The organism is Bacillus paramycoides, assembly GCF_038971285.1.
Lineage (GTDB): Bacteria > Bacillota > Bacilli > Bacillales > Bacillaceae_G > Bacillus_A.
Map to the genome: position 1 here is coordinate 2,618,328 of NZ_CP152427.1, position 12,757 is coordinate 2,631,084.

The 12,757-nt window shown below is 33.0% G+C and carries 16 protein-coding genes and 1 pseudogene; 2 read left to right on the top strand and 15 right to left on the bottom strand.

The annotated features are described in order from the left end of the window. Nucleotides 1-105: 105 nt before the first annotated feature. From AAG068_RS13485 to kynU, 7 genes and pseudogenes are all read right to left on the bottom strand, one after another. Complete coding sequence (locus AAG068_RS13485) at nucleotides 106-1,023, bottom strand: serine hydrolase domain-containing protein (protein WP_342719660.1); 918 nt, start codon at nucleotides 1,021-1,023, stop codon at nucleotides 106-108. Nucleotides 1,024-1,157: 134 nt separating this feature from the next. Then, a pseudogene (locus AAG068_RS29955) lies at nucleotides 1,158-1,250 on the bottom strand (IS3 family transposase); the annotation flags it as partial. Between the two features lie 55 nt (nucleotides 1,251-1,305). Further along, nucleotides 1,306-1,548 carry an antibiotic biosynthesis monooxygenase gene (locus tag AAG068_RS13490; protein WP_342719661.1) on the bottom strand — a complete coding sequence of 81 codons (243 nt, stop codon included), beginning with the start codon at nucleotides 1,546-1,548 and terminating at the stop codon, nucleotides 1,306-1,308. Nucleotides 1,549-1,689: 141 nt separating this feature from the next. Beyond that, complete coding sequence (locus tag AAG068_RS13495) at nucleotides 1,690-2,619, bottom strand: DUF3994 domain-containing protein (RefSeq protein WP_342719662.1); 930 nt, start codon at nucleotides 2,617-2,619, stop codon at nucleotides 1,690-1,692. Nucleotides 2,620-3,142: 523 nt separating this feature from the next. Continuing rightward, a complete protein-coding gene (kynA, locus tag AAG068_RS13500; protein ID WP_342719663.1) occupies nucleotides 3,143-3,982 on the bottom strand; it encodes a tryptophan 2,3-dioxygenase in 840 nt (279 codons plus the stop codon). A gap of 32 nt (nucleotides 3,983-4,014) precedes the next feature. Next, the gene (kynB, locus tag AAG068_RS13505) at nucleotides 4,015-4,644 is read right to left on the bottom strand and encodes an arylformamidase (protein ID WP_342719664.1); all 630 of its coding nucleotides are present in this window, start codon (nucleotides 4,642-4,644) and stop codon (nucleotides 4,015-4,017) included. A gap of 2 nt (nucleotides 4,645-4,646) precedes the next feature. After that, nucleotides 4,647-5,933: a kynureninase gene (gene kynU, locus AAG068_RS13510; RefSeq protein ID WP_342719665.1), complete on the bottom strand. Its 1,287-nt coding sequence runs from the start codon at nucleotides 5,931-5,933 to the stop codon at nucleotides 4,647-4,649. 159 nt (nucleotides 5,934-6,092) lie between these two features. Between kynU and AAG068_RS13515 the strand changes: the two genes are divergently transcribed. Then, nucleotides 6,093-6,704, top strand: a complete 612-nt coding sequence (locus AAG068_RS13515; RefSeq protein WP_342719666.1) for a TetR/AcrR family transcriptional regulator — start codon at nucleotides 6,093-6,095, stop codon at nucleotides 6,702-6,704. A gap of 71 nt (nucleotides 6,705-6,775) precedes the next feature. Here the strand turns inward: AAG068_RS13515 and AAG068_RS13520 are convergent, their stop codons facing one another. The 8 genes from AAG068_RS13520 to AAG068_RS13555 all read right to left on the bottom strand — a co-directional run bounded on the left by AAG068_RS13520 (nucleotide 6,776) and on the right by AAG068_RS13555 (nucleotide 11,972). Then, nucleotides 6,776-7,234, bottom strand: coding sequence for an SRPBCC domain-containing protein (locus AAG068_RS13520; protein WP_342719667.1), 459 nt, complete (start codon nucleotides 7,232-7,234; stop codon nucleotides 6,776-6,778). Between the two features lie 153 nt (nucleotides 7,235-7,387). Continuing rightward, entirely contained in the window at nucleotides 7,388-7,627 is a 240-nt protein-coding gene (locus AAG068_RS13525; protein ID WP_342719668.1) for a YczI family protein, read from the bottom strand. 132 nt (nucleotides 7,628-7,759) lie between these two features. Then, nucleotides 7,760-8,017 (bottom strand): DUF3977 family protein, encoded by a 258-nt coding sequence (locus AAG068_RS13530; RefSeq protein WP_342719669.1) that lies wholly within the window; start codon nucleotides 8,015-8,017, stop codon nucleotides 7,760-7,762. Between the two features lie 112 nt (nucleotides 8,018-8,129). Beyond that, nucleotides 8,130-9,980: a sigma-54-dependent Fis family transcriptional regulator gene (locus AAG068_RS13535; RefSeq protein ID WP_342719670.1), complete on the bottom strand. Its 1,851-nt coding sequence runs from the start codon at nucleotides 9,978-9,980 to the stop codon at nucleotides 8,130-8,132. A gap of 123 nt (nucleotides 9,981-10,103) precedes the next feature. After that, nucleotides 10,104-10,277, bottom strand: a complete 174-nt coding sequence (locus AAG068_RS13540) for a hypothetical protein (RefSeq protein WP_342719671.1) — start codon at nucleotides 10,275-10,277, stop codon at nucleotides 10,104-10,106. A 17-nt stretch (nucleotides 10,278-10,294) separates the two neighbouring features. Then, nucleotides 10,295-10,633 (bottom strand): NIPSNAP family protein, encoded by a 339-nt coding sequence (locus AAG068_RS13545; RefSeq protein WP_342719672.1) that lies wholly within the window; start codon nucleotides 10,631-10,633, stop codon nucleotides 10,295-10,297. A 4-nt stretch (nucleotides 10,634-10,637) separates the two neighbouring features. Continuing rightward, entirely contained in the window at nucleotides 10,638-11,189 is a 552-nt protein-coding gene (locus AAG068_RS13550; RefSeq protein ID WP_342719673.1) for a GNAT family N-acetyltransferase, read from the bottom strand. Between the two features lie 12 nt (nucleotides 11,190-11,201). Further along, nucleotides 11,202-11,972 (bottom strand): DeoR/GlpR family DNA-binding transcription regulator, encoded by a 771-nt coding sequence (locus AAG068_RS13555; RefSeq protein WP_342719674.1) that lies wholly within the window; start codon nucleotides 11,970-11,972, stop codon nucleotides 11,202-11,204. 249 nt (nucleotides 11,973-12,221) lie between these two features. Between AAG068_RS13555 and AAG068_RS13560 the strand changes: the two genes are divergently transcribed. Next, nucleotides 12,222-12,713: a hypothetical protein gene (locus AAG068_RS13560; RefSeq protein WP_342719675.1), complete on the top strand. Its 492-nt coding sequence runs from the start codon at nucleotides 12,222-12,224 to the stop codon at nucleotides 12,711-12,713. Nucleotides 12,714-12,757: the final 44 nt, after the last annotated feature.

Genomic DNA, 12,757 nt, shown 5'->3' on the forward strand with positions numbered 1-12,757 from the left:
CGGAATAAAATGAAAGAACCCCCGCTGTTTATATTTTTAACAGTGGGGGTTCTTTCATTTCTAAAATCCATTCCTACATTTACACCTTTCATACATTCTCTCTTCTCATATAAACTTATAATGCTCATGTACATGCTCAATAAACAATTTTAATGGAACAAGTCCACGTTTTGGCATATGACTACTTATTACAGCAGCAAGTTCTAACTGTGGAATGATAACGATGTATTGCCCGCCATATCCCATAGCAAAATACATACAGTACGGTATGTGAAATCTTTCGTTATTCAAAACCCACCAGTGATATCCATAAGCCCCGACATGTTCATACGTTTCAAATAGAGCTTTACTAGATTCTTCTAACCATTTCGATGATACAATTTCATTCCCTTGCCAATATCCATTCTGCAAACATAATATCCCGATATTTAATAAATCTTTAGATTTCATTTTCATGCCGAAACCGCCGACATGTATGCCTTGCGGATCTTGTTGCCACTCATATTCGGTAATTTCTAAAGGATCAAATAAATATCTTTTCGCAAACTGCTCTGTCGACATTCCAGTAGCTTCTTGAATAGTATAGCTCAGCAAGTGAGAAGACCCTGAGTTATAATTCATTTTTGTAGCTGGTTCTTCCATTATTGGTTTTTCTAATATGTACTGCACCCAGTTCTCTGATTCTACAAAATCATTTGGGAACACTACTCCATTTCCGAACTCTTTCCAATCCTCACCTGTAGTCATCGTTAATAAATGATACAGAGTCAAATTCCGCTTTTCCTCAGATACATTTTCAATCCATTCTGTAATCGGTGTATGTATATCATTTATATAGCCTTTATCGATTGCAATACCAATTAATATAGATACAATGCTTTTTGTAATCGAATTTATTTTAAATAGATTATTTTCACACTCTAATGTTTTATAATACTTAGTTGTTAACTCACCTTTTTGATAAACAAGAAATGTATTTACTTTTTTCTGTTCAAATTTATTTTCTAGTTGCTTGAAATCCAAAAATTTACCTCCAATTAAATCATTACCTAATTTATTATATCTTGTAGCTTTCATTAAAACATACTTGTGTTCAAATAAAAAACAAACCTGCCAGTTAATCTGGTAACTATGTCAAAGACATATTAAAAAAGAGATTAAGCAATTAGAAGCTGATTCCTATTTTGAACGGGAGTCAGCTTCTTTAAGTTCCACTGATATCGATAATTGTTATAGTAAACCATACGTTCTTTAAATGCGAAAGAGCAACTTGTTTTTTAGACAAGTCACTCTTTAAATTATTTATTAATTCACTTTTTTGTTTGTTAAATTAGTTCTCCACTCATTCGTTGGTGTAAGATAACTAATTATTCTTTCATCGATTAAATCCACTAATTTATTCTCATATGTATTTCTATAAGGTTTAGGAAGTTCTTCTACTAGCCAACTTTCCTTTGTTCCTTTCCAAATTTCAAAAAGAGTAACATCATTTGGATTATCAATATCATCTGAAAGAACGGCACTTACAAAAGCTAGTCCATGTTCCATCGCTCTCATATTAGCGGATAGTAGTTCTTTGAATCCTTCCTTTTCCCACTTTTAATTCGAAATCTTCTATAGAGAATTACGTTTTTGTTATTATTACTCATCCATATCAAAATTCATGTAAAACCTTTTTTTAAACAATATTTACTTCTGTCTTTCTACTTCTAATTTGTTACCTTTATTATCTACCATTCTTAAAGAACCTGCTCTGAGAAACTCAACTGTATAATCTACTACCGCATTCATTTGTCTAGCATCTATCTTCTTACCATCTTTAACAAATTCAGTAGGAATCAAAGTTACTTGCTTCTTATCTGCATTATATAACCACGTACCTATCATATGGTTGTCTTCATAAGAAGTCTTACCAGTATCATCATAAGCCGTGAATGAATTATCTTCTCTAAAGTCTAAACCTTTATGAAACTCAGAACCTCTGTAACTACCCCACGAGCCAAATAACTCTTTACCGTCTGCGGATATTTGCACATTATCATCATCGGATTTAGCAGTTGAAGGAGTATCAGTTTTTGTCCCTGTATCGAAACCAAGAGCGTTTGCTTTTTTTACTGTGGCATCTTCAATTGGTTTGAAACCAGCTTTCCAATAACCATTACCTTCTTTGATTAACTCCATTGATTCTTTTGCTTTTGACTTATCTATGTCTTTAGCATTCGTTTTTGCCATTTTAGCTTGAATTGCATATGCTTTACTATAACAGTCTACCGCCTTTAATATTTCTTTATGTGAGTCTTGATACTCTTTAGGCGGTTCTATTTTATCAAACTTGGTAATAGTCTTTTGTAACTCAGCTTCTTCTTTTACCAACCCTTTTACTAGATCCTTTTCGTCCTTCGTTTTATCTAATGCTATCTCAGTTATAGAAGAAATTTTATTCATTAATTCAGAAGATAAACCGGTCATACGAACTGGATACTGCTCTTTTGATAACTTATCCTTAGTTTCTGACTTAGACTCTACTTTTTCTTTTGGTTTTGCGTCAATTTTATCAGTACCACAACCTGCCAATAAAATAATCGGTATCGCAAAAGTTACTAGTTTCTTTGCTTTCATTATGTATCCTCCCCTTAGAAAACATTGTAATTATTTTACATATTGTACCATAACATAAATTTTATAAATAAGATATGAAATTTTCTCATAATTAATAGGGATTTTGAGTGTTTTAACAAAATGAAAACAAGTTTACGGATTGTAGTAAATCCCGCTCTGTCTGCTTTTAAAAAATCCCCCTTATTGGTTCCTCAATGTTTTGGAGCACTTTTTACGACCTCAAAACAATAAGACTTAATTTTTTTATTTTTACTTTGATAATGACCTCCTCTATTCTTGTCTATCTATTTTCTATTTTGAATACATCTATCAAATTTAGTTATACCGCTAACTCGTTGTACATTTGAATTGTTTTGAAGTTTTTTTATCTCTTTAGTTGAAAATATTATTTTACTCATGATGTCCCCTAATCTCCATATCTTGAAATTCAAGTATATAAAAAATACCCGTAGTAAAAACATTCTTTTTCAAATGTCCTAACTACAGGTACCAGTTTACAGTTCATTACTGACAGGTTTCTTTTTTATAATTTCGTGCGAACATTCCAAAGCTCTGGGAAGAAACATTGATCAAGTACTCGTTTTAAATACGATACACCAGAAGAGCCACCTGTTCCCATTTTATGTCCGATAATGCGTTCTACTGTTTTCATATGACGGAAACGCCATTGTTGTAGCCAATCTTCGATATCAATTAATTTTTCAGCAAGCTGATATAAGTTCCAATATTTTTTCACATCAGCATACACTTCTAACCATGCTGCTTCTACCGTTGCATCTTTTTCATAAGGCTGTGTAATATCACGATTTAACACATCTTTATGAATAGGGAATCCTTCTTTTACAAGTGCTTGAATTGCCACATCGTACAAACTTGGTGCGTGTAGCGCTGTATGAAGTCGAGCGTGTAATTCTGGATCTTTTTCATAAATTTTTAATGCATGTGGCGTTTTATAGCCAAGCGCATATTCAATCATACGATATTGATACGATTGAAAACCTGAAGCTTGACCGAGCGAGTCACGAAACTCAATGTACTCTGATGGCGTTAATGTCGCAAGAATATCCCAAGATTGAATAATTTGAGACTGGATTTTTGATACACGTGCTAACATTTTAAAAGCTGGTTGTAATTTATCTTGTTTAATAGATTCAATTGCTGCGTTTAACTCATGTAAAATAAGTTTCATCCAAAGTTCACTTGCTTGGTGAATTACGATAAATAACATTTCATCATGATGGTCTGATAATCTTTTTTGAGAAGATAGTAAACTATCTAATTGTAAATACTCCCCATACGTCATATTCTCTTTAAAATCCGTATGAATCCCTTTTTCCATAATTACCTTTTCATTTTCTTTCATATTAGCCAAACGCCCCTTTTATATATTTCTACTTATATTGGTCTAATAACTGCTCGAACTGGACTGCCATCTGCCTCTGTTAAGGCAAGTGGTAATGCGATTAATTCATAATCGCCGTCTGCTACGTGATCTAGTACGACATTTTCTAAAATGTGTATGCCATGTTTAAATAATTGATGATGCGCTGCTAATTCTTTATCATCTAATGGATCAACTGATGGTACATCCACTCCGATTAAACGTATACCTTTTTCTGAAAGAAATGGTGCTATATCCGCACGTAAATGCGGGATTACATCTGGGAATTCATTTGCTTTACCATGTGAAGATGTGCGTAACAACAATCGTTCTACGCCTTCTAAATGAAAGTTTTCCAATTCCTGTTTCCCAATGCTTTCAAGATTAGAAACATCTATGATGCGCGCTGGTCCGACATAAACTTGAACATCTAAGTCTATTACTTTCTTTCCTTCATTATCAAAATGAAACGGTGCATCAATATGAGTGCCTGTATGAATACTCATCGTTAACTTTCCGACATTTACTGAACCACTCTCTTCTTTTGACCATGAAACTTCATACGAGAATGGTGTATCCCCTGGCCAAGTAGCAATATCATTATTTAGCGGTTGTGAAATATCAATCCACTCTGATGTTTTCATACTTAGGCCACAACCTCTCGCTTATTTTCAAACTGCTTATACTCTTCATTTTTCATTATTTTCTTTAATATTTGTACAGATTTCCATACTTCTTCGTATGTGTTATATAAAGCGACCGGTGCAAGTCTTACTCCATTAGGTGCACGGAAGTCAGGGATAACTCCATTTGCTTTTAACGCTTTACAAATGCGTGCTGCTTCTGCATGCTCTAAATAAATGTGCCCGCCTCGTTTTTCATCCTCAAATGGATTTCCAATTGTAAATCCGAAATCTTTTAATTCATGATCAATCAAATTAAGCATGTATCTTGTAATATGTAGTGACTTTTCGCGTAAACGTTTTATACCAGCATCTTTAAACATTTCAAGAGAACCGATTAAAGGTGCAGTACTTAATACGTGTGGTGTACCAATTTGATAAGCACCTGCATGATCAGCCGCTGTTAATATATGTTCCATATCAAACTGCTTATCTTTTCTAGAACTAAACCAACCTGATAATCCAGGAAGTCTATTAAAATGCTTTTTATTTACATAAAGCCCTGCAACACCACCAGGTCCCGCATTTAAGTATTTATAATTACACCACATTGCGAAATCAACATCCCATTCTTTGAAATGATGCGGAATAGAACCGATTGAATGACATAAATCAAATCCAATATGAATACCACGCTCATGAGCTTCCGCTGTTAAACGTTTCATATCAAGAATTTGTCCACTTCTATATAGTACAGAAGGCAATAAAATTAACGCGATATCATCTGTCATTGCTTGAATAATATCATCTTCAGAAAGTGTTCTACCATCTCGGCTCTTCACTCGTACTAAATGCTCATCTGGATCTAGGCCCTTTAAACGAATTTGACTTTGAAGTGCATATATATCTGACGGAAATGTTAATTCATCAGCAAGAATTTTTGTACGTATTCCTTTCGGCTCATAAAACGTCGCAATTACTTGGTGAATATTCGTCGTTGTGGAACCGGTTACAATTGTTTCTTCTGGTAAAGCTCCAATAAGAGGCGCAGTCAATTCACCTAATTTCTCCGAAAGGAAAAACCACGGATGCTCTCCTTCAGTCCAGCCGTCAATTCCATACTTCTTCCATGAATCGAGCAACGTAAGTAATGATTTCTCTGCTCTTTTTGAAAGTAGCCCTAATGAGTTTCCATCTAAATATATCGTTCCTTCTTTTTTATAGAATTCAGTTTGAAAATCTTTCAGTTCATCATGTTTATCACATTCAAGCGCATATTCATAAGTTGGTTGGAATGGTTCTTTATACATGGTGTCACCTTCTTTTAATTTTCTTTTTATTCTAACTAATTGAAATATATCACCTTAGTTGATATAACGTCAATGATATTATGTCAGTTGACTTTATATATGAATTTCTTTTACAATACAGTTATATTTTCAGATATTTCAGTATAAAGAGGTGGTTCTTTGAAAAACAGTACTCTTTCATCAAGAAAACACCGCTCCTTAGAAACAAAGAAGAAACTATTACACTCTGGTTACACTATTTTTATACGTAACGGATTTCAAAAAACGACAATTACACAAATTATTAAACATGCAGAAACCGGTTATGGCACGGCATATGTATACTTTAAAAACAAAGATGACCTCCTCATCGTTTTAATGGAAGATGTCATGAATCAATTTTATGATATTGCCGAGCGCTCCTTTTCGCCTCAAACAAAAGAAGAAGCACATAAAATGATTCAAAATCAAGTTAGAGCATTTCTGCAACTAGCAAAGAAAGAGCGAGCTATTTTACTAGTAGTAGAAGAAGCGATCGGATTATCAAAAGAGATACGTCAAAAATGGGACGAGATACGGGAACGCTTTATAAACAATATTACGCAGGATATTACATACTCTCAAGAAAATGGATTAGCACAGCCTGAATTAAATAAAGAAATTGTAGCACGTGCTTGGTTCGCAATGAATGAGATGTTTCTTTGGACGATTGTGAAAAATGATAAAAAATTAGAGTTAGAAGAGATAGTACATACATTGACAGAAATGTATACAACGGGGTTATATAAATAGCACACCTTCAATAAATAAGGTGTGCTATTTTACATTTATAAAAATATTTTATCTGGATACGGTAACTAATATTAAATTTCTTTATTATAAGCAGTTTCTACACACTCTGCTAGACGCTCTATTTGTTCCATAGTTATACCTCGTGATATCCAGCCTGTTAACTTATACATAATTTTATAATAAAAATTACTAGGTTCATATTCTGAAATTAATGTTAGTGCTGTACCTTCCTCATCTTCTTCTAACATATAAGTCATCGCTGAATAACCTTGCTTCATTTCACTTCCTAGTGAAATAATATGTGGTGCATCGTATTCAATGATTTCTACTTCTGCCTCAATTATTTTCTTACCGACTTTTTGAACAGAGATATATTTATCTCCTACACATGGATTCTCTTTATCCATATTTGAAGGATAACGATTTTCTATTATAAACGTATTCCATTCTTTTATTTTTTCATCTTCTACAATATAGTCACAAACTACATCAATTGGTGCTTTTATTACTATTTCTAGTGCGAAACTCATTAAACTGCCCCTCTCAAATACCCTATCCAATTCTATATTAACTAAATCATTATGCCATATTTTATATAGTGAAATACAAGTAGAATTTTAACTTTTATTGTGAGAATACTTATTGTAATAAGAAAATCATTTTTCAGTAATTTAAGTACGTATTCATTTAAAATATTTTATAAACGATACAATAATTAAAAATACAGCAACAAGTAGTAAAACAATTCCTATACTCCTATTTTCTTTTTCTTTATTTTTGAAATTTTGTACCCCCATACTAACTAACATACATCCTAAAAGCGTTTGTAAAATTAGTACACTTTGTTTCGAAGCATCATCCCAACTATAAATGGAATACCCCATTATTATAATTGCAAGTAAAATCGTTAAGATTCTATTCATACGTAAATCCCTCCTATAAAAGAAGCCGCTAAGTTTCCTTAGCGGCTTTATTAACAATTTATATTTACAACATTACTTTTTATGAATTTGATATAAGTCCAAAGGATTTCCTAGCCAATATAACTGCGTATGTTAGCACACCTTTTCTTTATTCATTCTACTTACAATCCCAACTATAAATTTATATTCAATCCTCCTCTTTTTAACTTTTTTAAACCCTTCTTTCATATCAAAAATAAAACACGTTTTCCGAAACCAAATTCGTACATATAAAGACTCAAAATAAATAGGTTTTATAATTCCTCGTTCCTCAAGTTCAGTTCCATCTTTATTTTCTAGTTCTGTTCGAACGAACCACCTATTTCCAATACCAATTTCAATATACTTCACATAAGTCCCCCTTTCGGAAATTTATTTCTAACTATTTTATTATTTCCCCGGTAAGCGCAGATTCCGACAGAACATGAGCTCACAAAGAAAAAGTAGATTACAAAAATCTACTTTATAGCTTATATTTCTGCATTCGTTTATAAAATGTACTTCGAGGTACATCTAACAGTTTTGCAGCTAACGAAACATTTCCGTTCGTCTTTTCTAGCGCTTCAATCATGCTATCACGTTGTATTCTTTCACGGAAAGTTAATGTATGATCTGCTTTTTTCTCAATTTGCAATTTAAGTTGATGTTGATTTCCCATCATTGTTTGTAATAAAAAAGAAATTTGTTTTTCGCATATTTGCCGTCCTTGTGACAAAATGTATATGCGTTCTAATACATTTAATAATTCTCGAATATTTCCGGGCCATGTATGCTGTAAAAGTTGATTACAAATGCTCTTTGGAAATGCAACATTCCAATTCTTTCGTCTACAAAAATCTTGTATGAAGTACGGAATATCTTCTTTTCTTTCTATTAACGATGGAACATATAGTGGATAAACATGTAAACGATAATATAAATCTTGACGGAATTTCCCTTCTTCTACTAATCGCAATAAATCTTTATGTGTCGCAGTAATAATACGAATATTTACTGGTATCTCTTTTGAACTGCCAATTGGGGTTACTGTTCGTTCTTGTAAAACACGCAATAATGCGACTTGCATCTCTGCTGGCACTTCACCAATTTCATCTAAAAATATTGTACCACCGTCTGCTTGTTCAAATTTCCCTTTATATCCGTGGCGCCGTGCACCTGTAAATGCACCTTCAGCATAACCGAACAATTCACTTTCCATTAATTCTTTTGGCAATGAACCGCAGTTAACAGCTATAAAAGGACCATTTTTTCTTGGACTATTTTCATGAATTGCTCTCGCAACATATTCTTTCCCTACACCTGTTTCACCACAAACATATACACTAGCGTCAGTTGGAGATACTAGCTTAATTTCTTCTAAAGTATGTTGAAATGCATCGCTTGTCCCAATAACTCCAGGGAACGTAATTCCGTTTATAAATGGGGAAGTAGAAAATACATTTCCTTGTTTATTTTCCTTTACATAAATACATTTCCCGATCATTCTATCATTACTATATACTGGTACCTCTAATTTAGGTTTCAATCCATTTTGCATTAAATCTTCAAGTTTCATTCGTGACCAATTAGAAACTCGTTCTCGAACCTTCTTGCTTGCAGAAACGATAACATCACGATGATTACAAATAACAACTTGTTCATCACTGTCAATTACATCTAAAAAACGATGGATTAAATGTAATTCATTTTGATGCACTCGAATACTACATTCACGTTCAATCGCATGTGCAATCGAAGTTACCATCCCGAGCATGTACGGATGTGAAAATTCAATTAGACAGGAGAAATCTAGAACTCCAATTAATTTCCCATCATCATTATGAATGGGAGCAGCCGCACAGCTCCAGCTATGAGATGCGACAGAATAATGCTCTGTACCACTTATCATAATAGCCTCTTCAATCTGTAACGCGGTTCCTATCGCATTTGTACCAACAGCTGCTTCCGTCCATTTCACACCTTCAATGAAGTTAATGTGTTTCGCTCGTTTCAACGTTTGTCGATTTCCACTTAACGATAGAACGTAACCGTCTGGATCAATTAATAATGCCATCATTTGCAGTTCATCAATGGTTTTTCTCATATTTTGCATTTGAGGTATTGCTATATCTAGGAAGATTTCACTCTTTTTCTTTTGATCCTGAAAAATATTAGAAGACAAAATTTTCTGACCTTTATTCATATGAGGATTCACATTTGCTTGTTTACATCGATGCCATGACTCTGAAATTCTTTTGTTAATACGATTTGAATCAAGGACTCCTTCATCAACAAACTTTTTCCATGTATGTAAGTAAAACGGTGAAGCTAACATTGTATCATCTCCCTATTCATTGTTTTGGAGATCTGTAAAAACATACTTTTATTATAAAACTGTATAAAAGCGTTTTCAATAAATCTAGAAAGACGACACAAATATGTTAATAATTTGAATATCTTAATGCGCTTCTTTATTCTTTTTTAGTAAAACTATATTTTGTATGATAGACGCAAAGAAAATACATAACCAAAACCACTTTTGTGGATTGCCGTTTATAAAGAAAACTATCAACGCTATTGCAAATAAAGTAGTGGATGCTAAACTAAAATATAATTTTGTTTTCATTCCCATTATGCATCACTCCTCAATTACTTTACAGTATATACTAACTCTTCATTTTTTAACTCTAATATGTACTTCTGTAAAACATATTCTCTTCCGCCATGTTTTTCATACCAATCATGTATTCTGTTAACATGTATCTTGTCGTTTCTAATTTTCGATTCAATGTCTTTATACTGGTCATAACTATCATATTTCCATATGGCGAATATTTCTGTTGTGCCATCATTATTATCTTTCATCCAGCGTCCTATTAACCTGGAACCATGCTTTAATTGATTGGGCAAGTTCGTGTTAGTAAAATGCTCATTAAATGTTTCTACAAATTCATTCTTTACTATATAGTACTTCCTTCTGTAAAACATTCCACTACACCTCTTTTATGAATCTTCCCATTACAACCGTATTATAATACTTCCCATCCGACAGTCTTTTATCATGTTTCAAAATACCTTCTACTTCAAAACCTAATTTTTTATACAGCTGAATGGCTTTTTCATTTGTCTCTAACACTTGTAATGATATCTTTTTCACTTCATTTTCATTAGCCCACTGAATAGATTGTCGCAAGAGACTCTTACCGATTCCATATCCCAAAAACTCTCTTAAAATACAAACGCCAAACTCTACTTTATGGGATAATTTTTTCAAATTTGATCCTTCACATCTTGAGAATCCTACGATTTGGTTGTGCACTTCTGCAACTAAAAAGAGATTCTTCACCTCTTCACTATCTGCTTTTATTATTTTTTGAAAACCTATCTTATCTATAAATCCCTCTCCAGCTTCTCTATCCATATTTTCAGTTTCGCCATCGATCTGAACTCTAATCTTCGATAATTGCTCCGCATCCGTTTCAGCTGCTGAACGAATTATGTAAGTTAATCCATTTATATGAAACTCTTGTTCTTTTATAATCATTTTAAACTCCTTTTAAATGCAGTCTATTGATGCTATCAAAATTTCTTTGCCTTGTTTCTCAAATTGTTGAATCATTTCTTTAGGAGCCTCTTCATCTGTTATTATAAGTTCAATTTCTCTCAGTGACTCTCCTTTAATAAAGCAATCTCTTCCAAGTTTAGTATGCGGAGCTAAACAAATATTTCTTCTAGCAATTTTACTTACTGTTTTTCCAAAATAAGCAACTTCCGGCGTTGCAGTACTTATACCATTCAATGAAATGCCGCCACCTGTAGAGAAATACAGATCAATAGATAATCTATTGATCATTTCAGAGGCAAGTGTATCTGTCATATTTCCTGATGATTTCACCTTTCCACCAATTAAATACGTTTCTACATTCTTATACTCCCTTAACTTACTAGCAATTTCTAAAGCATTTGTAATCACTGTAAATGATGTTTCAGGTAAATACTTTAACATCGCATAATGAATAGATGCCCCGCCAATAAAAACGGAATCTCCTTCTTGTATGTAGGATACAGCAACTTTCGCAATCGCTTCTTCACCTAGTGACCTATCACGATAACGTTTCGATGGTTCAGCAGTTAAATTTCTTACTCTAGTAAGTTCGATTGCACCTCCATGCGTTCTTTTTAACAAGCCATCCTTCTCCATAATAGATAAATCTCTTCTTATAGAATCAATAGACATATCGAAACTTTCCGCAAGATCTTTAGCAATTACCCTTCCGTTTTTCTTAAGTAACTCTAAAATTTTCTCTCTACGCTCTTCAGTAAACATGTACCCACCGCCGTTATTGAAGATTCTGAAACTTCATCTTTATTTTAATTATATGCATGTCCCTTCCGTTTTACAATTTTTCAATTCTTATTCACTCTGTTTTATTCAGCTTTTTCCCTCTTTCTATCCCGTTGACTTGACAACTAAATAAATGTATATTTGCATATTCCGCAAATACACTTCCATTTACCTTCCTATTCATGTAAAATTATTCCTATGTTTTACTTTTTAACACAGAAAGGAATTACTATGAAATCTTTAATGAAAGTAACTTGTACAACATTATTATTTACAGGACTTATGGCAGGATGTAATGGGAATACTGCACCGAAACAAGAAAAGAGCGCTCTTGAAAAGAATGCAATGCACTATGGGGAAATAGTTAAAAATGGATACTATAGAGCGACTGTTGAAAATGCTAAATTCGAAAAAATAGACAAAGAGTGGCGTCTCACAGCTCGCGTTACTATAAATAACGCTCGTGCTGACGGACAAACGATAGATCTTTCAGAAATAAAATATTTCATAAAAGATGAAAAAACGGGTAAAAAATACGAAGGTGAAGTTATACAAAATGAAAATGCTAAAAAGGTTCCATCTGAGTTTTCTTTAACTAGCGACATTGAATTTAATATGAAAACTTCACCAAAAGATTTAAATAATATGTATTTATACATAGATAGCAAAGCTGCGCCGTTAACAAATACATATTGGAAACTTGATAATTTAGCATCTAAATAAAAAACAGTCCTATAAGACTGTTTTTTGTTTGTAAAGTTATAAAG